Raw genomic sequence first — 21526 nt, 5'->3', positions numbered from 1 at the left:
CAGACCGGCTTATTTGTTCCGATAGAGCAGTTGCGCCGCGGACGGAAGCTGTGCCGGACAGCCCCTCAGGCGGCGAGGGCGAAGTGCGGGCGCGACCGGCCGGAAGGTTCGCGAATCCAGCGGTTGGCTTCGAGGGCGAAGGCGGTCAGCGCCTCGGCGGACCCCTGCGCCTCGCGCACGATCTCCTGGGCGATGCGCGCGCCGACCGGGCTCGGGCCCGCGCGGCCGCTGAGCGAGGCGGCGAGCCACCCTGCGGTCTCGCGGTCGACATAGCCCGTGGACCGCTCCCCCCACACCACGTAGTCGACGACCATCGCCACGAGGAAGTCCGCGAAGCCTTCGGACGCCGGCACCGCCCGCTCGAGGGCGATCAGCAGGTCGGCCTCTTCACGGCAGGTGATGCCGTCCGGGATGACTTCGCGCTTCAGGGCAACGAGGTCCTCCGGCGCGATCGCGCCGGCCGAGACCGCATGGTTGCAGAACTGTTCAACCGAGATCTGGATCATTGTTGCCTGCCTCCGCGACCTTTCGTTCAGGTCGGCTCTGTCGTTCCGTGTATCCGACAGTACGAGGCGGCTGATCTTCCGGAGGTTAACGTGCAAATCTGAACGCCTCTTCAGGTAAACACCTGCCAACGAGAGAGCGTTATTCGAACGTTGCGGGGTTTCGTTAGCGGAAAATGACCGCGGCTGCGAACGGGAGCGCCTGCAACCGGAGCGCCACCTCGCGACAAGGGCGGGAAAGGCATCGCGCAGACCCTTCATCGGCAACCCGTACGATCCATGATTGCACGCGCGGGGGACTGAAAATCCGGGATCATCAGCCTCCGGCGGCACCGACTCATGGTCCGCGCGTTCCGCCCGTGTCACATTGCCGGCTTCCGCTGCAGTCGTGCGGCGGGAGGGGTTTCGGGAGGATGTCCGCGTGACCACCCTGTACGTGAGCCATCCCGCGAGCTTCGACCACGAGGTCCCTGAAGGACACCCGGAGCGTCCGGCACGGATGCGGGCGATCGAGCGCGCCCTGGAGGACGAGCGGTTCGCCGCCCTCGTGCGGGTTCAGGCGCCAAGGGCGGATCCCTCCGCGGCGACCCTCGTCCACCCGGCGGACTACGTGGAGGCGCTGATCGCCGCCGTGCCGGAGCACGGCATGGTCGCCATCGACTCCGATACGATCCTGTCCTCCGGCAGCCTAGAGGCGACGCTCCGGGCCATGGGGGGTGCGAACCATGCCGTCGATGCGGTGATGGGCGGGGAATGCACCAATGCCTTCGTGGCCATGCGCCCCCCGGGCCATCATGCCGAACGAACCCAGGCTATGGGGTTCTGCCTTTTCAACCATGCGGCCATCGCCGCCCGGCACGCCCAGGCCGCCCACGGTGCGGAACGGGTGGCTCTTGTCGACTGGGACGTGCATCACGGCAACGGCAGCCAGGATATCTTCTGGGACGACGGCAACGTCCTCTACTGCTCGACTCACCAGATGCCGCTCTATCCCGGGACCGGCGCGGCCTCCGAACGGGGTGAGAAGAACACGATCGTCAACGTGCCCCTGCGCGCCAACGACGACGGGGAGATCTTTCGCGACGCGTTCGAAACGGCGATCCTGCCCCGTCTCGAAGCCTTCCAGCCCGATCTCATCGTCATCTCTGCAGGCTTCGATGGGCACCGCCTCGACCCCCTCGCCAACCTGCGGCTCGAGGCCGAGGACTACGGATGGGCGACTCGGCGGATCATGGAGATCGCCGGACGCCGGGCGGGCGGACGCGTCGTCTCGGTGCTCGAGGGCGGCTATAGTCTGGAGGGCCTGTCCAAGTCGGTGGCCGCCCATGTCCACGCGCTCATGGGCGGATGATGACGACCACTGCGGCGCATTGAAGCATCGGCGCCGCTACAGAAGCAGAGCTGAAAACACTCACTGAGCTTTTTCTCGGCAATTGCACAATTCGTTAGGGGTTTGTCCGAACACTGGCCATCGCAGGCAAGTTACGGGCAAATCGTTGGAAAGCTTTGCGGAGGAGACGCGGAACGAAGGGGGTCGGCCCACGACCCCGCGAGCACCGCGCACACCCAGTCGGCGACCGCTGCAGCTTCTTCGCCGCCTGCGCCGCGACAAGACCGGAGCGACGGCTGTCGAGTTCGGGCTCCTCGTGCTGCCGTTCATGCTGACGCTGCTCGGCGTGTTCGAGGTCGGCTACACCTTCTTCATGATGTCGGCGCTCGACTCGGCGGCCCGCGGGAGTGCCCGGGCGGTGATGACGGGAGCGGTCTCCACCGCGGGGATGAGCGCCAGCACCTTCCGAACCACCGTCGTCTGCCCGAAACTGCCGGCAAACTTCAACTGCAACAATGTGTTCGTGAATATCACGGTCGTTCCCGCGACCACCACCACGACCGGCTACTATTCATACGTCAACGCCAAGCAAAGCGCCTTGCTGCTGCCGCAGCTCGATGCGACGACGAACTCGTTCTGCCCCGGCTCCGGCGGGCAATACGTCGTTGTGCAGATCCTCTATCCGGCTAGTTACTTCACCGTTCTGTTCTCGGGCCGATCGACGACGACGTACCAGGGGAAGCAAATCAACGCGCTGATGTCCACGGCGACGTTCAAGGCGGAGCCCTATAGCGGCGCCACCACCTACGCGGGATGCTGAGAATGGCCTTTCGCTCGTTCTTCGCCCGCCTCAGGGGCGACCGCCAGGGCGTTGCCATCGTCGAGTTCAGTCTGCTCTTCCCGGTGCTCCTGGCCCTTTCGGCCGGCATCTTCGAGTTCTCGAGCTTCATCCGGCAATCACGGCAGCTCACCGATACCGCCAATTCGATCGCTGAAATCCTCGCGGCCGGCTCGGACACGAACCTGTATTACACGGATCTTCACTACGCCTACGACTCGGCGATGTTGACCTTTCCCAAGGTCCTGAGCGATTCCGCCGGTAAGAACATCAGCTGGACGAACGACATTACCATCTCGATGGCCGGTATCAGCTTTGCTCCAACGGTCAACGGCTGCACGAGCAATTGTCAGTACAAGGCCTACGTCAACTGGACGGGCGCGGCATCCCAGCGCGTGTGCGGCACCAACCCGACCTCCGTGGCCGACACCGCCGCGCCGAGCGCGACGACCCTGCCGCAGAGTCTGTTCACCCCTGTCACCAGTCCGCAGGGCGGCAGCAACCCCCCTCTCTACGTAGTCGTCGCCGACATCACGTATACGTGGTCGCCCTCCGTATTTACCGGTCTCCTCAGCAAGTCCGTGATGAAGAGATCGTCGTACATCAACCCCCGATACGTCAGCAGCCTCAAATACAAAGTCGCGAGCGGCGACGATGCCTTTGGAAAAGCCTGCTCGGGGTACTGATGATTCACCTTCAGTGACTATCCAGGAGATGCCGATGGCTCGAATCGTTCCATCGCAGCAGGACGCGACCCGGTGGGCGAAGCGCACCCGCGCACGGTAGGGATGGAATGACGGCAGCATCAGACGCGCTGAGAACCTTCGGGACACTGTTCCGCCGCCTTCCAGCGCTCTTGCGCCGCTCCGGCAGCGATCAGTCCGGAAGCCTGACCACGATGTTCGCGTTCTCGGCGATCCCCCTCATCGGCTTCGTGGGTTTCGCCACCGATTACGGGCTGGAACTCGCAGCGAAATCGAAGCTCGACCATGCCGCCGACGCGGCGGTGGTGGCTGCGATCACCAGCGCGCAGACCTATATCGTGAACTACACCGGGACCAGCGACCCCACCAACGACGCGATCACCGTCGGGAAGACACAGGCGCTGGCGCAGTTCAAGGCCAACACGGGATCGCTCCCCGCTACCGTACCGGCACCGACAATCGGCATCTCTCCCGCTGGCGATGGCCGGACTTTCACCGCGACGGTGTCTTATTCCTTCACCATGCCGACCATCTTCATGAAGATCCTTGGCACGAAGACCATGAATTTCGCCGGGACGGCCAGCTCGACTTTGACGATCCCGGCCTTCACGAACATTCACATCGTGATCGATACCTCATCCTCCATGGGTATCGGCGCGACTCTCAAGGACCAGCAGATCGTCTTCAACGCGACAGGGGGATGCGCGGTCGCCTGTCACTACTCTGGAACGACGACGACAGTCCGCAATGCCGGCGCCACCCTACGCATCGATGTGGCGAAAAACGCCGTCGTCACGGCCCTGAACCAAATCGCCAATGCCACCAATTCGAACCGATTCCAAGTCGCCATCTATACGATGAGCTCTCAATTCAAAACTCTGGTCTCACTCACGCCCACCATTTCCGACGCCATCACTGCCGTACAAGCATTGGACATTGGAAATTATGCCAATGACGGCGGCACAAATACGACAAACAGCCTTAAAAGCCTCAGCAACAACTTGAAGACGGACGGAAACGGCCTCACCCAGGGAACAGCTCAGGGCTTCGTGATGCTAATCACGGATGGCGTGCAAGACTCGGACATCAAGGTTGCTTACAATGGCGGCTGGACGGATGGCTATGATCAGTACTTTACGGCCTACTCGCCTTGCATAACTCCAAATTGCAAAGTCTTCTCCGGATTTGCACAACCTATCACCGTCGAATCGTTTCTTCCATCAGCCTGCGATGCCATCAAGTCGAAGGGCTACACGTTGATGACACTTAATACGACCTATCTCGTGCCGCCAACCTCTCTACAGACCAGCGATCCGAAAGGTGCCGCATTAAAGTCGGTCTTCGACTTCATTCAAAACTATTTGCTGAGCTCAATCAGTTCGAACCTCGCGTCCTGCGCATCAGGGTCGAGCAACGCCTATTCCGCGAACTCGCCGACCGAAATCAATAACGCAGTCCAACAGATGTTCGCCGCGGCCGGCGCCCAGGCGCGGATCACCAACTGATCCGCGCCCGGCGGGTCAGCCTTCCAGCGGCTCGTCGCCGAGCAGTTCGATGCCGAAGCCCGACAGGCCGACATAGGACCGCGACGAGGTGGCGAGGTTGCGGATCGACACAACCCCGAGGTCGCGCAGGATCTGCGCCCCCAGGCCGATCTCCCGCCATTGCCGGGCGCGGACGGCCTCCGCCCCCTCCTCGTTCACGCTCTTCAGCGGCACGCCGGCGGTGCCGTCGCGCAGGTAGACCAGGACCCCCCGGCCCTTCTCGGCGAAGCGGCGCAGCACCGCGTCGATCTGACGGCCGCCCCCGATGACGTCGGCGGCGACGTTCGAGCGGTGCAGGCGCACCAGCACGTCGCGCCCATCGCCGACCTCGCCCATGACGAAGGCGAATTGCTGGATGGCCTCGAACGGCGTCGAGTAGGCATGGGCGGTCATCGCCCCGTGGGCGGACTGCACCGGGAAATGGCCGACCCGCTCGACCAAACGGTCCCGGGCCTGCCGATAGGCGATGAGGTCGGCCACCGAGATCCGCTTGAGGCCGTGCGTTTCGGCGAAGGCCTCGATCTGCGGCCCCTTCATCACCGTGCCGTCGTCGTTGGCGAGTTCGCAGATCACGCCGACAGGGGGCAGGTCGGCGAGCCGGCACAGATCGACCGCCGCCTCCGTATGGCCGGAGCGCATCAGCACGCCACCGTCCCGGGCGATGAGGGGGAAGACGTGGCCGGGCCGCACGAAATCGGCAGCGCCCATGTTGCCGTTGGCCAGGGCGCGGACGGTGTTGCACCGCTGCTCGGCCGAAATGCCGGTGGTGAGCCCGTGCTTCACATCGACGGTAACGGTGAAGGCGGTGCCGAGGGGCGCATCGTTGGAGGCGACCATCGGATCGAGGCGCAGGCGTCTCGCCTCTGCCTGCGTCAGCGGCGCGCAGACGATGCCGCAGGTGTTGCGGATGATGAACGCCATCTTCTCCGGGGTGCAGAGGGAGGCGGCGACGACGAGGTCGCCCTCGTTCTCCCGGTCGTCGTCATCGGTGACGACGACGATCTCGCCCCTGGCGAAGGCGGCGATCACTTCGGTGACGGTGCAATGGCTCACGGTTCGGTCTCTCGGCATACGGATCTCGCCCTCCCCTTCGCGGGGCGTGAGATCATCAGTGTCAGAACTGCCCGACCTGCCCCCGCTGACGGAGAAAGTGGTCGGCCAGCACGCAGGCCATCATTGCTTCGGCCACCGGTACGGCGCGGATGCCGACGCAGGGGTCATGGCGCCCCTTGGTGATCAGGTCGACCTCATTCCCCTGCCGGTCCACCGATTGCCGGGGCGTGAGGATCGACGAGGTCGGCTTGACGGCGAAACGGACCACCACGGGCTCACCGTTGGAAATCCCGCCCAGGATGCCGCCCGCGTGGTTGGCGAGGAAACGGGGGCGCCCGTCGTTGCCGGCGCGCATCTCGTCGGCATTGTCCTCGCCGCGCAGGGAAGCGGCGGCGAACCCGTCGCCGATCTCCACGCCCTTCACCGCGTTGATCGACATCATCGCCGCGGCGAGGTCGGAGTCGAGCTTGCCGTAGACCGGGGCGCCGAGCCCCGGCGGAACACCCTCGGCCACCACCTCGATCACCGCGCCGACCGACGAGCCATCCTTGCGGATGCCGTCGAGATAGGCCTCATAGAAGGCCGCCGTTTCCGCGTCGGGGCAGAAGAACGGGTTGCGGGCTACCTCGTCCCAGTCCCAGCGACTCCGGTCGATGGCATGCGGCCCCATCTGCACGAGGGCCGCACGGATCGTGACGGCGGGAATCACCTTGCGCGCCACGGCGCCGGCCGCCACCCGGGCAGCGGTCTCCCGGGCCGAGGAACGGCCGCCGCCGCGGTAGTCGCGGATGCCGTACTTGGCATCGTAAGTGTAGTCCGCATGGCCCGGCCGGTAGCTGTCGCGGATCTCGGAATAGTCCTTCGAGCGCTGGTCGGTGTTCTCGATCATCAGCGCGATGGGCGTGCCGGTGGTGAGCTGGCGCCCCCCCGTGCGATCGTCGGCGAAGACACCCGACAGGATCTTCACCTGATCGGGCTCCCGGCGTTGGGTCGTGAATCGCGACTGGCCTGGCTTGCGCCGGTCGAGCTCCGCCTGGATCTCCTCCGCCTCCAGGGGCAGGCCGGGCGGGCAGCCATCCACGACGCAGCCGAGGGCGACCCCGTGGCTCTCGCCGAAGGTCGTGACGCGGAACAGGTGGCCGAACGAGTTGTGGGACATGGCGGCTCGCTCTAGCGCGGCTGGCCCCGACTCACAAACCGGGCGATCCCGGGGGCGGTCACGCCCTTCTGCGCCCGGCGGGAAACAGTCGCAAACCTAAAAACTTACGTATTCGCGGCGGGACTAAAAATCCCAAGACCATCGTGGAACTCGGGTGCCATGCTCACGCTTGTAACAGCAAAGGTTATTGCACAGGTAGGCACCATGAAGACCTCGGCCACTGCGCTTGCCGCGCTCCTCGGCGTTTGCATTCTTTCCGCTCCCGCCTTCGCCGCCTCTTCCTACGATCCCTTCGGCGAGAACGACACGGAAGAGACTTACTCGGACCAGAGCCCCTACGGCTACCAGGGCACCTATAACCCGGGCTACGGCCAGGGCGTCCAGGCTGCCCCTCAGGCGCAGGTCCAGCCGATCCCCCGTGAGCTGGTCGCCTTCGACGGCAACTACGCCCCCGGCACGGTCGTGGTATCCACTTCCGAGCGGCGCCTCTACCTCGTCCTCGGCAACGGGGAAGCCCTGCGCTACGGCGTTGGCGTCGGCCGGCCCGGCTTCACCTGGGGCGGCGTGAAGACGATCACCGCCAAGAAGGAATGGCCGTCGTGGACGCCCCCGAAGGCGATGCTCGCCCGCCGTCCCGACCTGCCGCGCTACATGGCCGGCGGCATCGAGAACCCGCTCGGCGCCCGCGCCATGTACATCGGCGGCACCGAGTACCGCATCCACGGCTCGAACGAGCCCGATACGATCGGTCAGGCGGTCTCGTCCGGCTGCATCCGCATGACCAACGACGACGTCAGCGACCTCTACGAGCGCGTGAAGGTCGGCGCGAAGGTCGTCGTGCTGAACTGATCGCGCCCCAATCGGAACGATGCAACGCCCTGCCCGGCACCTGCCGGGCAGGGCGTTCGCGTTAGGGGACCACGTGCCCGACGGCGGTCTGGGCCGGGCTGAATGAGGCAATCGGCAGATCGCAGAAGCACCGGGCGCCCAGGGGGCGCGGCCCCGGCAGGGGGCAGGAATACGGGCGCGGCCCGGTCAGGCCCCGCTGCACAGCTTCGCAATTGTAGCCGGCCTCACGTACCACCCGCCGACGGGGCGGCGGATAGTCCTGCTCCTCGTAGGCGGGGCCGCCGTAGCCGCCGCGCGGGCCCTCGTAATACTGTGCGCCGGCCGCCGTGGCGGATCCGGCGAGCGCCAGGGCGATGGTCGCGAGTCGCAGCATCCGGGTAGGCCGGCGCCCTCCGTCACGGTTTCCGTTCATCGTCGAACTCCCGTTCCTTCCGGGCCCGGTGGGCCCCGCCGCGTCGCTGTCGGGGCGAATGGGGGCAAAAACGAGACGGCCCGCCCCTGACGGGGGCGGGCCGATGGGGCCGGTCCGACCGACCTCTGCACGCGGATCCGCTGGTGCGGATCAGTGGGTGGCGCGGTCCGCCGCTTCCTGGGCGTTCTCGACGGTCTGGTTGGCAGCGTCGCGGCCGTGCTCCATGGCCTTGCGGGCCTCGTCGGCACCCTGCTGCATCGCCGACTTGGCACGCTCGGCGCCCTGCTGCATCGCGCTCTGCGCGAGGCCGCTGAACTCCTTGGCCTGGGACTGCATCGCCGCGAACTGGCTGCGGACGAAATCAGCCTGGAGCTGCATCGCCTCCTGCACGTCCTTCGCACGCACGAGGCGCTTGGCGAAGTCGAACGCCGCGTTGACGTTCTGCTCGGCATACTCGAAACCGCGAGCCGAGGCGCTCTCCGCGTTGTTGCGGGCGAGTTCCGCAGAACCCTGGACGGTGTCGGCCGTGCGGCGCGCGGCGCCCATGAAGCTGTCAAACGCCTTGCGCGCTTGGTCGACGCTCTTCTCGGCGAATTCGCGCATCTCGGTCGGAACTTCGTAGTTCGGAGTGTTGCTCATGTGGCCGTCCTCTCATTAGCGGCTGTTGATGGCGCGTTGTGCACTGCACAATAATCGATTCGCAGCCATATGCCACCCGCGCCGCCGGCATTAAGGTTGACATGACGTAAACGTGTGACGCTCTGCCCTGGAGTCCAGCCATTCACGGGACTTCGGGTTAAGAAAGAGAGCCAATCACAAGCTCGCCTCGCTTGGCGGGCCCTTGAAGGCGGGAGCGGAGTCGCGGGACTTGCACACCGACAGCACATCGCGGGACGGCGGCGACGTCGGGAGCCTCGCTCCGGCCTTCGCGCTCTGGGGGCGCGAGCCGGCGCTCGCGGCCGTCGTCCAAGACGGGAGCGGGACATACCTCGTGCTCGATGCCGGAGACGGCAGGGTGCGGCATGCCTCGCCGGCCGCCGCCCGCCTCGCCGACGTGCTGACGGGCCTCGACAGCCGGGCCGTCGTGCGCCAGCTCGCCGCCGCCTGCCCGGCCGAGGGCGGTCATCGCCTCGTGCGCCTGCGCCTCGACCCCCGCCGGATCGCCCCGCCCTCCGTCTTCCTGGTATCCTGCGCCGGCGACGCCGAGGGCAGGCGTGTGTTCCTCGCCGCCCCCTCCGGCCCGCTGTCCCTACCGCGGTCGGCACCCGTGCGGATGACGCAGACGGTGCCCACGACGGCGACGCCGCTCCCCTCCCCCGTCATGCCGGCGGCGGAGCCCGTCGCCGCTGAGCCGGCGCCGAACGTCCCGCGGGAGGGCGACCGGTTCCTCTGGCGCAGCGACGATGGATCGGTTCTCACCCATCTGACCGGCGCCCTCGCCGGCCTTACCGGACAAGACTGGACGACCCTGGCGGGGCACCACGCCGAGCCCGGCATCGCGCCCATCGCCGCAGCCCTGGCGAGCCGGCGGACCTTCCGCCGGGTGCCGGTCAGCTTCCGCTTGGGCGATCTGACGATCCAGGCCGAGGTGTCGGGCGCACCGGCCGGGCGCGAGGGCAGGGAGTTCCGCGGCTTCGAGGGGTTCGGGGTGATACGGGCCATCGGCCGTGAAGAGGCTGTGTCCGCGCCGATCGATGCCGACCTTCTCGCCTTCGCGTCGGACGAGGACGAGGACGCGGCGGCGGAGACAACCCTCTCCACCGACGAGCACGCGGCCTTTCGCGAGATCGCCCGCGCCCTCGGCGCGCGCTATGCGGGCGACGAAGACTCCCTCGACGGCCAGCCGGCCGGTACCCGGCCGGAGGGCTCGGTCACGCCCTTCCCGGGCCTGCGGGGGGACCTGCCCGCGTCGGCCGCTTCGCCCGAGGGCGATGGCTCGGTCGGCCTGCTCGACGGCCTGCCGATGGCCGCCCTCGTCCACCGGGGCACGGCGATCCTGGCCGCGAACCGCCCCTTCCTCGACCTGACGCGGTTTGCCGGTCTCGACGATCTCCGCGGGGCGGGGATGGACGCCATCTTCCCCGGCGGAGCACCGAATTTCCGCAGTGGCCTCTCCCACGAAGCCGCCATCGGCACCGCCAGCGGCGCGGCGCGGCCGGTGGAGATCACCCGCGGGATCTGTGCGTGGGAGGGCGGCCCCGCCGCCATCCTGCTCCTTCGCATCCTCGACGAGTCCGATCCCCGGCGGGAACTCGCCGCCGAGCGTCTCGCCCGCGAGGTCCAGGCCGGGCGGGCCATCGGGGCGGAGGCCGCCCTGGATGCCCTCCAGGCCGGCGTCGTGACCATCGACGGCCAGGGCCGCGTCGTGACGTTGAACCGCGCCGCCGCTTCCTGCCTCGGGGGTAGCCCCGCGGAGCTGGTCGGCAGCGACTTCGCCGGCCTCTTCGACGCCGGCAGTGCCGGCCCCCTGGCGGCGGCTCTGGCCGGCGGAGAGGCGCCGGCCGCCATCCTCGCGAAGGGCCGGGCCATGACGGTCTCCCTCGCTCCGCCCCGGGCGGACGGTCACCGGGTCGCCGTCCTCCACCGGCTGCCCGAGCCCGCCAGCGGGAGCACTCCGTCCCAGGGACGGAGCGAAGCGCCCCCCCGCGCCTTGAGCCTGCAGCGACTGAACCGTGAATTGCGGGAGCCGGTCAACGCCATCCTTCAGTTGACCCATTCGATGCTCGAAGAGCGGTTCGGCGCCCTCGGCGACCTGCGCTACCGGGCCTGCCTGTCCGACATCCGGGATGCGGGGGAGCGGATCGTCGAGCGCATGGCGGAGCTGAGCGATCTCGCCGCCATCGAGTCGGGGCAGATCGACCTCCATCCCCGCCCCCTGGCCCTCAACGAGGTCGTCGCCGGCTGCGTCTCGGTGCTCCAGACGGAGGCCGCCCGCGGCAGGATCGTCCTTCGGACGAGCTTCTCGGCCGACCTCGCCGAGCTTGAAGTGGATGAGCCCAGCGTCCGCCGGGCCGCATCCCTCGTCATCGAACATGCGATCCGCCGGTCGGTCGCCGGCGGTCAGGTTATCGTCTCGACCGGCACGGGCGAGGCTGCGGAAGTCGCCCTGCGGGTCCGCGACGGCAGCCCGGCGCAGGACGGGATCGAGCCGGGCACAGCGGAGGAAGATCTTCGCCTCGCCCTCCCGCGGGCCCTTGTTCAAGCCAATGGCGGGCGCCTGCGCCTCGCCGGCCGGGGCGAGGAGGGAATGCTGGTCGAGATCCTCCTGCCGGCCCGGCGCAACGCCCGGGCCTGACAGTCCCCGCGAGACAAGAGGGCGGGTTTGTCAGCGCAAGTCCCGGACCGGGCGAAATGTGAGGGCCATCAGGTGGTTTCGCGAGAAACGGCTGCTTGACAGAGCGGCAATGCGACGTTCATCACAGTTCCATTGCGCTCAACTTAATCCGAACGCGACTGGTTCTTTTGCGCAGGCGGCGACTCGGGGTTATCGACGTCGCCGTCATGGCGCTACACGACTTTGGAAGTCCTGGCTGCGCGGTGTGAACCGCGATACGATCGGGCCACCAAAACAGGGATGAAACACCATGGAAGGCAGGGTTGTCGAAGTCCAGGACTCGTGGCGCCAAGGCGCCCTCGTCGACGATGCCAAGTATCGCGAGATGTATCGGGCGTCGGTGACCGACCCCGACACCTTCTGGGGCGAGCACGGCAAGCGCATCGATTGGATGACGCCGTACACCCGGGTGAAGAACACGAGTTTCGAGCCCGGCAACGTCTCGATCAAGTGGTTCGAGGACGGCACGACGAACGTCGCCTATAACTGTGTCGACCGCCACCTGGAATCGCGAGGCGAACAGACCGCGATCATCTGGGAGGGTGACAACCCGGACGAGTCCAAGCACATCACCTATCGCGAGTTGCATGCGCAGGTGTGCCGGTGGGCGAACGTCCTGCGCAACCGTGGCGTCGGCAAGGGCGACCGCGTCACCCTCTACCTGCCGATGATCCCCGAGGCGGCCTACGCCATGCTCGCCTGCGCCCGGCTCGGGGCGATCCACGCCATCGTCTTCGGTGGCTTCTCCCCGGATTCCCTGGCTCAGCGCATCCAGGGGTGCGGCTCCAAGCTCGTGATCACCGCGGACGAGGGCCTGCGCGGCGGCCGCAAGGTGCCCCTGAAGGCCAACGTGGACGAGGCGATCAAGCGCCTGGGCAGCGCGATCGTCGACCACGTCGTCGTCGTGCGCCGCACGGGCGGCAACGTCGCGATGGAGCCCGGCCGGGACGTCTACTACGACGAGGCCGCCGAACAGGTGACCGACGAGTGCCCCGCCGAGCCGGTGGAGGCGGAGCACCCGCTGTTCATCCTCTACACCTCGGGCTCGACGGGCCAGCCGAAGGGTGTCGTCCACACGACAGGCGGCTACCTCGTCTACGCCTCAATGACCCACGAATATGTCTTCGATTACCGCGAGGGCGACGTGTACTGGTGCACGGCCGACGTCGGCTGGGTCACGGGTCACAGCTACATCGTGTACGGCCCGCTCGCGAACGGCGCGACGACGCTGATGTTCGAGGGCATCCCGACCTATCCGTCGAACTCCCGGTTCTGGGATGTCGTGGACAAGCACAAGGTCAACATCTTCTACACCGCCCCGACCGCGATCCGCTCGCTGATGGGCGGCGGCGAGGGGCCGGTGAAGAAGACCTCCCGCCAGAGCCTGCGGGTGCTGGGGTCGGTCGGCGAGCCGATCAACCCGGAAGCCTGGGAGTGGTACTATAAGGTCGTCGGCGACAGCCGCTGCGCCATCGTCGATACGTGGTGGCAGACCGAGACCGGCGGCATCCTCATCACCCCGCTCCCCGGCGCCACCATCCTGAAGCCGGGCTCGGCGACGCGCCCGTTCTTCGGCGTGAAGCCGGAGATGGTCGATGCGGAGGGTAAGGCCCTGCAGGGCGCCTGCGAGGGCAACCTCTGCATCGCTGATTCCTGGCCGGGCCAGATGCGCACGGTCTACGGCGACCACGAGCGGTTCGAGCAGACTTACTTCTCGACATACCCCGGCAAGTACTTCACCGGCGACGGCGCCCGGCGGGACGTGGACGGCTACTACTGGATCACCGGCCGCGTCGATGACGTGATCAACGTCTCGGGCCATCGGATGGGCACGGCGGAGGTCGAATCCTCCCTGGTCGCCCACCCCAAGGTCTCCGAGGCGGCGGTGGTCGGCTATCCGCACAACGTGAAGGGCCAAGGCATCTACGCCTACGTAACCCTCAACGAGGGCGAGGACGGCGACGACGCGCTCCGCAAGGAGCTGGTCGCCTGGGTGCGCAAGGATATCGGGCCGATCGCCTCGCCCGACCTGATCCAGTTCGCCCCCGGCCTTCCCAAGACGCGCTCGGGCAAGATCATGCGCCGGATCCTGCGCAAGATCGCCGAGGACGATTTCGGCTCGCTCGGCGACACCTCGACGCTGGCCGACCCGGCGGTGGTCGACGACCTGATCGACAACCGGCAAAACCGGGCTTGATCCGAGACCGCCGCAAGGCGGAATGACGGGACGGGGCAGGCGCCAACCCGGTGGCTGCCCCCACGAACAACAAGATCCAAGACAAATCTTGGCAATGCAGTGGAAGGCCGGAAGAGGCTTTCGGGGAGGACAAGACGATGAGCGGGTCTGGGGTTGGAAGTCTTGGGGCGCGGGTGACGCCCCTGGGAAAAGCGGGCGTCGATGCCGTCGACCCGCAACTCGAACGCATCGCGCGGACACCCGAGTTTCAGCAACTCGTCCATGAGCGCACGCGGTTCGGCTGGATTCTCACCGGCCTGATGCTGGTGGTCTATTTCGGCTTCATCGGCCTTATCGCCTTCGACAAGTCGGTGATGGCGATCAAGGTCGGCGGGGGTACCGCATCGCTGGGCCTGTTCCTCGGGGTCTTCGTGATCCTCTTCGCCTTCATGCTCACCGGCATCTACGTCGCCCGCGCCAACACGCGCTTCGACGCCCTGAGCGACGCCCTCCAGCGGAAGGTCGGCCGGTGATGCGCAGCGCTCCCCTCCTCCTGGGCCTGACGCTGGCCGCCATCGCGGCGACGGCGGCCTATGCCGCGGGGCCGGACCTCGGCGCCGTCCAGCAATCGGCCACGAACTGGCCGGCCATCGGCATGTTCCTGTTCTTCGTGCTGCTGACGCTGGGCATCACCTACAAGGCCGCCAAGGGCACCAAGTCCGCGGCGGACTTCTACGCCGCCGGCGGCGGGATCTCGGCCGGCACCAACGCGCTCGCCATCGCGGGCGACTACATGTCGGCGGCCTCGTTCCTCGGGATCTCCGGCCTCGTCTACACCTCCGGGTTCGACGGGCTGATCTACTCGACGGGCTTCCTCGTCGGCTGGCCGATCGTGCTGTTCCTCATCGCGGAGCGGCTGCGCAACCTCGGCAAGTTCACCTTCGCCGACGTGGCGAGCTTCCGCCTCGATCAGACCTCGATCCGCATCATCTCGGCGGTCGGCACCCTCGTGGTGGTCGCATTCTATCTGATCGCCCAGATGGTCGGCGCCGGGAAGCTCATCCAGCTGCTCTTCGGCCTTCCCTACCTCTACGCGGTAGTGATCGTCGGCGTGTTGATGATCGTCTACGTGGCGTTCGGCGGCATGAAGGCCACCACCTGGGTGCAGGTGATCAAGGCGTGCCTGCTGCTCGGCGGCGCGACCTTCATGGCCGGCGCCGTGCTCTACTCCTACGGCTTTAACCCGGAAGTGCTGTTCAAGAAGGCCGTCGACGTCCACCCGAAGGGTGAGGCGATCATGGCGCCGGGCGGCCTCGTGTCGAACCCGATCGAGGCGATCTCGCTCGGCGTCGGCCTGATGTTCGGCACCGCCGGCCTGCCGCACATCCTGATGCGGTTCTTCACGGTGTCGGATGCCCAGGCGGCCCGCAAGTCGGTGTTCTACGCCACCGGCCTGATCGGCTACTTCTACATCCTCACCTTCATCATCGGCTTCGGCGGCATCGCCCTGCTGATGTCGGACCCGAGCTACTTCAAGCTCGGCGCGGCGGGTACCTTCGACAAGCTGAAGGACATGATCGGCGGCACCAACATGGTCGCCGTGAACCTCGCCAACGCGGTCGGCGGCCCGTACTTCCTGGGCTTCATCTCGGCGGTGGCCTTCGCGACGATCCTCGCGGTGGTGGCGGGCCTCACGCTCGCCGGCGCTTCGGCGGTCAGCCACGATCTCTATGCCCAGGTGATCGCCCGTGGGCGCACCACCGAAAAGCATGAGGTCAACCTGTCGAAGATCGCCGCCGTGGTCATCGGCATCCTCGCCATCGTCCTCGGCTACATCTTCGAGAACCAGAATGTCGCCTTCATGGTCGGGCTGGCCTTCTCGGTGGCGGCGAGCTGCAACTTCCCGGTCCTGGCGATGTCGATCCTCTGGCGCGGCACGACGACCTGGGGTGCCCTGATCGGAGGCCTCGTCGGACTGGTGGCGGCGGTGGCAATGGTGGTGCTGTCGAAGGCGGTCTGGGTCACGACCTTCGGGCATCCCGTGGCGCTGTTCCCGTACGACAACCCGGCTCTGTTCTCGATGCCGCTGGCCTTCGCGACCATCTGGGTGGTGTCGCTGATGGACAACTCGCGCCGGGCCCAGCGCGAACGGGCGGCCTTCGAGGCCCAGTTCGTGCGCTCCGAAACCGGCATCGGTGCGTCGGGCGTTCACGCCCACTGACCGGTCCGACGATCCAACGAACGGAAAGGGGCGCGGCGAGAGCCGCGCCCCATTTCATTTGGCGTCACGGCGAGTGCAGCTAAGCAATGACGGGGAGAGATCGAGGGCTCGACCTCTCGCGCCGACGGTCAGTGCCGGAAATGCCGGTGACCGGTGAACACCATCGCCAGCCCGGCCTCGTCGGCGGCGGCGATCACCTCGGCGTCGCGCATGGAGCCGCCCGGCTGGATCACCGCCTTGGCGCCCGCTTCGGCGGCGGCGAGCAGACCGTCGGCGAACGGGAAGAAGGCGTCGGACGCCACCACCGCACCCTTGGCGAGGCTGTCGGCGAGGCCGAGCCGGTCGGCGCCCTCCCGGGCCTTCCAGGCGGCGATCCGCGAGGAATCCACCCGTGACATCTGTCCGGCACCGATCCCCACCGTCGCGCCGTCCTTCGCGTAGACGATGGCGTTCGACTTCACGTGCTTGGCCACCCGGTAGGCGAAGCGCATGTCGGCGGCCTCGGCCTCCGTCGGCGCCCGCTTGGTGACGACATGCAACGGCATGTCGTCCACCACCATCGCGTCCCTGCCCTGGACAAGCATCCCGCCCGCCAGGGTGCGGACCGTCTCGCCGGGCGCCCGGGGGTCGGGCAGGCCGCCCGCCAGCAGCAGGCGCAGATTCTTCTTGGCGGCGAGGATAGCGATGGCCTCCTCCGTCGCCTCCGGGGCGATGATGACCTCGGTGAAGATCTCGACGATCTTGCGGGCGGCCTCGCCGTCGAGCGCCCGATTCAGGGCCACGATTCCGCCGAAGGCCGAGACCGGGTCGCAAGCCAAAGCCCGCTCATAGGCGTCGAGCAGGTTCGCCCCCTCCGCGACGCCGCAAGGGTTGGCGTGCTTGACGATCACCACCGCCGCGCTGCGGGCCGGATCGAACTCGGCGACGCATTCGTAGGCGGCGTCCGTGTCGTTAAAATTGTTGAAGGACAGTTCCTTGCCCTGGAGCTGCCGCGCCGTCGCGACGCCGGCCCGGGGGATGCCGGGTGACCGGTAGAAGGCCGCGCCCTGATGCGGATTCTCGCCGTAGCGCAACCCCTGCGCGAGACTTCCGCCGAAAGCCCGGTAGGGCTGCGGCCCCTCGACGGCGAATTGCCCGGCCATCCAGTTGGAGATCGCCGCATCGTAGGCCGCCGTGCGGGTATAGGCCTTCTGCGCGAGCCTGCGGCGCAGGTCCAGGGTGAGGGCTCCCTCCCCGGCGGACAGGGCGTCCAGGATCGTGGCGTAGTCGGCCACATCCGTCACCACAGCGACGTCGGCATGGTTCTTGGCCGCGGCGCGGATCATCGCCGGCCCGCCGATATCGATGTTCTCGATGCAGTCGGCTTCCGGTTTGCCGGCGGCGATGGTCGCCTCGAATGGGTAGAGGTTCACCACCAGCAGGTCGATGGCGCCGATCCCGTGGGCGGCCAGCGCCGCCTGATGTTCCGGGTTGTCGCGGATCGCGAGCAGCCCGCCGTGGACCGCCGGGTGCAGGGTCTTGACCCGCCCGTCCATCATCTCCGGGAAGCCCGTCAGTTCGGCGACCTCGATCACCGGGATGCCGGCATCCTTCAACGTCTTGAAGGTCCCGCCGGTGGAGACCAGACCGATGCCGCGGCTATCAAGCGCCCGGGCGAAATCGACGAGGCCGGTCTTATCGGAAACCGAGAGAAGCGCGCGGGACACCCGCACCAGATCGTGGGTCATGGAATCGTGCCGAAGTTTTTGGGATCGTGCCGAAGTTTCGATGTCGCGCCGCGGTAACACGGAACTTGCGCGTGCGGCCAGCCTCGCCCCGGTGGCGGCCGCCCCTCAGCGTCCGGCGGCCACGGCGAGGCGGGCGAAGGTCCAGCGCACTTCGGCGGAGTCGGTCACGGCGAGGTAGAGCACGATCTGGTCCGTCCGGCGCGGTCCGCTCAAGCCGGCGAAGTAGACGCTCTCCTCAATGCGCAACTCCGCCCCCTCGGCGTCGAACAGCCAGACTTCCCCCAGCGCCGAGGCCAGCTCGATGCCGCCCGGAACGCTACGGACGGCGATGGCCGGGTGGATGTGGAAGCGTACCGCCACGGAATGACCCCGAGACCGGCCCGGCAAGCGGACATTCGAGCCGCTGCCCTGCCGGACGAAGGCGTCCCGCCCCTCGAGCCGCCCCTCGGACGAGAACAGGTGCCAGCGTCGTTCGTGCACGAGGCCGAATTCCTGCAGGTAGCCATCGTGCCGGGCGGCGAGCACGATGCCGTCCTCTTCCTCGATCCGCTCGGCGGCGACGGCCACGGGCCCCCGGAGCACCACCGGCCCGAGGCGGCGATTGAGCCATGCGCTCATCCGCCGTTCCCACCACCAGCCGGACTTGACGACGAACCGGCAGGACGAGGCGTCGGCGATCGTGGCCGTCGAATGGGCCGCCGTGGAGCGGGCGAGCTGGCGCATCTCGGGGCCGCTCGCCGGCAGCCCGCAATTCACGACGATCCGCTGCGGCCCGCTCGACATCTCGAAGGACAGGCACCCCGCCCCGGCGCTCACCGAATAGGGCAAGGGTGGGCAGGCGCCGACATCCGCCGTCAGCACGACCCGTCCGCCCTCCACCCGCTCGTAGCCGGAATTGGGCGCGTGCATCATCGGGCGGCCGAACGTGTCGTCGTAGACGAGCAGCGTGGCGAGGTGGTCGGCATCCGTGGCGCCCATGCCGTTGAAGTGGCTGAGGGACGCATCCGGATGGCGCAGCAGCCGCAGCAGGGGCAGCATCCGGTCAATGGCGCCCAACAGCGCGGCAGGCGGCTCGACGGAGCGGCTGAGGAAGGCCTGCCGCAGGGGCAGGAGATCGAGCAGCAGTTCCATCCCGAAACGGGGGTTGCGGGACAGATGCCCGCCATCCGCCAGGATCTGACGTTCGAGTTCCCGGGACAGGACCCGCGTCGCGCGCCGCAGGATGGACTGGATGCCGTCGCAGCACAGGCCGGCATAGCAGAGGGCCACCGCCGCGCTCAGCCGGGAGGACGGGAGCACGCCGCGGCGAAGGTCGCGCTCCAGCTGCTGGGCGTTCCGGCCGATGGCCTTGAGGAAGCTGTCGTAGAAGCCGTGATCCGCGCCCTCCAGCACCAAAGGCGACTGGCACAGGAAGGAGATCAGCCGCCGGGCGGCGACCGGGGTCTGCCGCGCAAGCACCGGATCGCCCCGACCGGCGATAAAGTCCGAGACGAAGCTCCGGGCATTCGCCCGAGCCAGGGCCGTATCCGCCGCCCGAAGGTGTCGCAGCCAGCCGAACCCATAGAGTTCGTCCGCCCATTCCGGCGAGGGCGGCGCATAATCGAAGGGGGAGCCGCCCCCGGCCGCCAGGGAGCGTCCGGCGAACACGAACAGGCCGGCATAGATGTCGTCGGCGAAGGTCGCGTCCGAGGTGCGCAGATCCTGCGGCGCGATCACCAGGGCGCCCACCCGGACCCGTGCCAGGATGGCAGGCGGCGCACTCAGGCGTGCGGCGACACCCCGCACCTTCCGGGCGACTTCGCGCCCGAGCAAGCGGTAGAGTCGCCAGCGGTCAGGCCCCCAGCCATCAGGCCCCCAAGCCACGCGTTCTCCAATGCCGACAGGCCGGGGAGACCTCACCTTCGAGGTTCTGCCGGCGCCCTCCCGTTCAAAGTAGGGCGGGCCTCTTAACCATTGGTTTACGCTCTGTCAGCCCGTCGGAGCCATCCACGGCCAAGTCGACACGCATGGATCGCTGCCCCTCATCCCCTCCGTGATCGGCGGACCGAACCGGTTCTACCGGGGCGCCAGGGCCTTCTCGAACGCCATGACGTTCGACGCAATCATGGCGAGATAGGTCGGGGCGGGACCGTTCGGGGCGGAGAGGGCGTCCGAATAAACCTCGCCTCCGATCCGCGCACCGCTTTCACGGGCGATGCGCTCCATCTGGCGGGGATCGGTCACGGTTTCGAGAAAGACCGCCGGCACTCGCTCCCTGCGGATCTGGCCGATGATCGCCGCCACGTCCCGGGGGCTCGCCTCGCTGTCGGTGGAGAGACCCTGCGGCGCCAGGATCGTCATTCCGTATGCCTTGCCGAAATAACCGAAGGCGTCGTGCGTGGTGATGATCCGGCGGTTCTCCGGCGGGATCCGGGCCAGGGCAGCACGGACGTCCCGGTCGAGGGCGTCGAGCTTGTCGGTGTAGGCGGCGGCGGCGGACTCGTAATCCGCCCGGTGGGCCGGATCGACCGCGACCAGCCCGTCCCGGATGTTGGCCACGTAGATCTTCACGTTTGCCACGTTCTGCCAAGCATGGGGATCGACCGCCGCATGGTCGTGGCCGGCATGATCGTGCGGATCGGAATCCTCGATCGCCGACACGCCGCGGCTGGCGACCAACACCGGTGCCTTGGTGCCGGAGGCGCGGATCAGCCGGTCGATCCAGCCTTCGAGGCCGAGGCCGTTCACGACCACGAGATCGGCCCGCGCCAGTGTCCGGGCATCGCCTGGATTGGGACTAAAGGTGTGAACGTCCGAGCCGGGACCGACGAGGGTCGAGACCTCCACATGGCTCCCGCCGACCTGACGGACGAGGTCGCCGAGGATCGAGAATGTCGCCACCGTGTGGACAGGGCCTCCCCCCGCGGCCGAGGCCACGCCCGCCCACAAGAGCAGCGCGGCAACCACCGCGAACCGCATCATTCCGACCACCGGCACCTCCATCCCGCCGCGGCCTGATAATGTAACACTATTACATACACAAGGCGGATACATCCGTAGGGCCTGATACGGCGTGGAAGGGCGCTGTGCGCTCGCTGCCGGTTAAGGAGTTCAGGATGACCCGTCGTACCACTGCCCTGCTCGCCACCGGCCTTCTCGGCCTCGGCCTCGCGGGAGGCGCATGGGCCCAGGAGCGCCGCGGCGATGGTCCCCATGGTCATTGGAGTGCCCTGTCCGCCGAGGATCGGGCCGCCTTCGCCGACGCCCGGATCGCCGCGATCCATGCCGGCCTGAAGCTCACGCCGGACCAGGAGAAACTGTGGCCCCCGGTCGAGACGGCCATGCGCGACATGGCGAAGATGCGCCAGCAGCGGCGGGAGGCGATGGAGAACCGCCCGAGCTTCGCCGACGACGCGCCGGGTGCCCTCCGGGCGATGGCCGACGCGGCCGGGGCTCGGGCCGACGCCCTGCACAAGCTCGCCGACGCGACCCAGCCGCTCTATGCCAGCCTCGACCAGGGCCAGAAGCGCCGGGCGATGATCCTGACGGCACCGATGCGACCGATGGGTGGCCCTGGCGGCTGGCGCCGCCACGGGCATCACGATGACGACGAGCACGAGGGCGATCGCCGCTGAACCGGCTTTCCATCCGGATGGCTTGATCCGCGGCGGCGGGGGTTGCACACCGCAGCCGCCGC

The 21526-nt window shown here is 67.7% G+C and carries 18 protein-coding genes; 10 read left to right on the top strand and 8 right to left on the bottom strand.

Going from position 1 to position 21526, the window contains the following annotated elements; all coding sequences use genetic code 11:
• Positions 1 to 65: 65 nt before the first annotated feature.
• Positions 66 to 506 (bottom strand): hypothetical protein, encoded by a 441-nt coding sequence (locus MFF22_RS16950; RefSeq protein WP_238250150.1) that lies wholly within the window; start codon positions 504 to 506, stop codon positions 66 to 68.
• A 418-nt stretch (positions 507 to 924) separates the two neighbouring features.
• Here MFF22_RS16950 and MFF22_RS16945 point away from each other — a divergent pair, with 418 nt between their 5' ends.
• From MFF22_RS16945 to MFF22_RS16930, 4 genes are all read left to right on the top strand, one after another.
• Positions 925 to 1854, top strand: a complete 930-nt coding sequence (locus MFF22_RS16945) for a histone deacetylase family protein (RefSeq protein ID WP_238250149.1) — start codon at positions 925 to 927, stop codon at positions 1852 to 1854.
• 82 nt (positions 1855 to 1936) lie between these two features.
• Complete coding sequence (locus MFF22_RS16940; protein WP_306424683.1) at positions 1937 to 2653, top strand: TadE family protein; 717 nt, start codon at positions 1937 to 1939, stop codon at positions 2651 to 2653.
• 2 nt (positions 2654 to 2655) lie between these two features.
• A complete protein-coding gene (locus MFF22_RS16935; RefSeq protein ID WP_238250147.1) occupies positions 2656 to 3357 on the top strand; it encodes a TadE/TadG family type IV pilus assembly protein in 702 nt (233 codons plus the stop codon).
• 107 nt (positions 3358 to 3464) lie between these two features.
• Complete coding sequence (locus MFF22_RS16930) at positions 3465 to 4880, top strand: VWA domain-containing protein (RefSeq protein WP_238250146.1); 1416 nt, start codon at positions 3465 to 3467, stop codon at positions 4878 to 4880.
• A 15-nt stretch (positions 4881 to 4895) separates the two neighbouring features.
• Here the strand turns inward: MFF22_RS16930 and ribB are convergent, their stop codons facing one another.
• Together ribB and aroC are read right to left on the bottom strand one after the other, a co-directional pair.
• Positions 4896 to 5972, bottom strand: a complete 1077-nt coding sequence (gene ribB, locus MFF22_RS16925; protein WP_238250145.1) for a 3,4-dihydroxy-2-butanone-4-phosphate synthase — start codon at positions 5970 to 5972, stop codon at positions 4896 to 4898.
• A 61-nt stretch (positions 5973 to 6033) separates the two neighbouring features.
• On the bottom strand, positions 6034 to 7131 hold the full coding sequence (aroC, locus tag MFF22_RS16920; RefSeq protein WP_238250144.1) for a chorismate synthase: 1098 nt from the start codon (positions 7129 to 7131) through the stop codon (positions 6034 to 6036).
• 204 nt (positions 7132 to 7335) lie between these two features.
• On the opposite strand from aroC, the gene MFF22_RS16915 reads away from it, so the two are divergent.
• Positions 7336 to 7980, top strand: coding sequence for a L,D-transpeptidase (locus MFF22_RS16915; protein WP_238250143.1), 645 nt, complete (start codon positions 7336 to 7338; stop codon positions 7978 to 7980).
• Between the two features lie 61 nt (positions 7981 to 8041).
• Here the strand turns inward: MFF22_RS16915 and MFF22_RS16910 are convergent, their stop codons facing one another.
• Both MFF22_RS16910 and MFF22_RS16905 read right to left on the bottom strand, forming a co-directional pair.
• Positions 8042 to 8392, bottom strand: coding sequence for a hypothetical protein (locus MFF22_RS16910; RefSeq protein ID WP_238250142.1), 351 nt, complete (start codon positions 8390 to 8392; stop codon positions 8042 to 8044).
• 150 nt (positions 8393 to 8542) lie between these two features.
• A complete protein-coding gene (locus MFF22_RS16905) occupies positions 8543 to 9031 on the bottom strand; it encodes a phasin (RefSeq protein WP_238250141.1) in 489 nt (162 codons plus the stop codon).
• 229 nt (positions 9032 to 9260) lie between these two features.
• Between MFF22_RS16905 and MFF22_RS16900 the strand changes: the two genes are divergently transcribed.
• The 4 genes from MFF22_RS16900 (at position 9261) to MFF22_RS16885 (ending at position 16123) form a co-directional block, all read left to right on the top strand.
• Positions 9261 to 11687: a sensor histidine kinase gene (locus MFF22_RS16900; RefSeq protein WP_238250140.1), complete on the top strand. Its 2427-nt coding sequence runs from the start codon at positions 9261 to 9263 to the stop codon at positions 11685 to 11687.
• A gap of 289 nt (positions 11688 to 11976) precedes the next feature.
• A complete protein-coding gene (acs, locus tag MFF22_RS16895; protein WP_238250139.1) occupies positions 11977 to 13923 on the top strand; it encodes an acetate--CoA ligase in 1947 nt (648 codons plus the stop codon).
• Between the two features lie 137 nt (positions 13924 to 14060).
• A complete protein-coding gene (locus tag MFF22_RS16890; RefSeq protein WP_238250138.1) occupies positions 14061 to 14435 on the top strand; it encodes a DUF485 domain-containing protein in 375 nt (124 codons plus the stop codon).
• Positions 14435 to 16123 (top strand): cation acetate symporter, encoded by a 1689-nt coding sequence (locus MFF22_RS16885; RefSeq protein WP_238250137.1) that lies wholly within the window; start codon positions 14435 to 14437, stop codon positions 16121 to 16123. Before MFF22_RS16890 ends, MFF22_RS16885 begins: the two co-directional genes overlap by 1 nt.
• Positions 16124 to 16251: 128 nt before the next feature.
• On the opposite strand, the gene purH is transcribed toward MFF22_RS16885, so the two are convergent.
• From purH to MFF22_RS16870, 3 genes are all read right to left on the bottom strand, one after another.
• Positions 16252 to 17850 (bottom strand): bifunctional phosphoribosylaminoimidazolecarboxamide formyltransferase/IMP cyclohydrolase, encoded by a 1599-nt coding sequence (gene purH / locus MFF22_RS16880; protein ID WP_238250136.1) that lies wholly within the window; start codon positions 17848 to 17850, stop codon positions 16252 to 16254.
• 105 nt (positions 17851 to 17955) lie between these two features.
• A complete protein-coding gene (locus MFF22_RS16875) occupies positions 17956 to 19713 on the bottom strand; it encodes a heparinase II/III family protein (protein ID WP_238250135.1) in 1758 nt (585 codons plus the stop codon).
• A 192-nt stretch (positions 19714 to 19905) separates the two neighbouring features.
• On the bottom strand, positions 19906 to 20811 hold the full coding sequence (locus MFF22_RS16870) for a metal ABC transporter substrate-binding protein (protein WP_238250313.1): 906 nt from the start codon (positions 20809 to 20811) through the stop codon (positions 19906 to 19908).
• A 134-nt stretch (positions 20812 to 20945) separates the two neighbouring features.
• Between MFF22_RS16870 and MFF22_RS16865 the strand changes: the two genes are divergently transcribed.
• Positions 20946 to 21464 (top strand): Spy/CpxP family protein refolding chaperone, encoded by a 519-nt coding sequence (locus tag MFF22_RS16865; RefSeq protein ID WP_238250134.1) that lies wholly within the window; start codon positions 20946 to 20948, stop codon positions 21462 to 21464.
• Positions 21465 to 21526 lie beyond the last annotated feature (62 nt).

The sequence above is a fragment of the Methylobacterium persicinum genome (assembly GCF_022179525.1).
Lineage (GTDB): Bacteria > Pseudomonadota > Alphaproteobacteria > Rhizobiales > Beijerinckiaceae > Methylobacterium > Methylobacterium persicinum.
The sequence above is the reverse complement of the archived record's forward strand: the minus strand, read 5'-3'. Positions and strand labels throughout refer to the sequence as shown.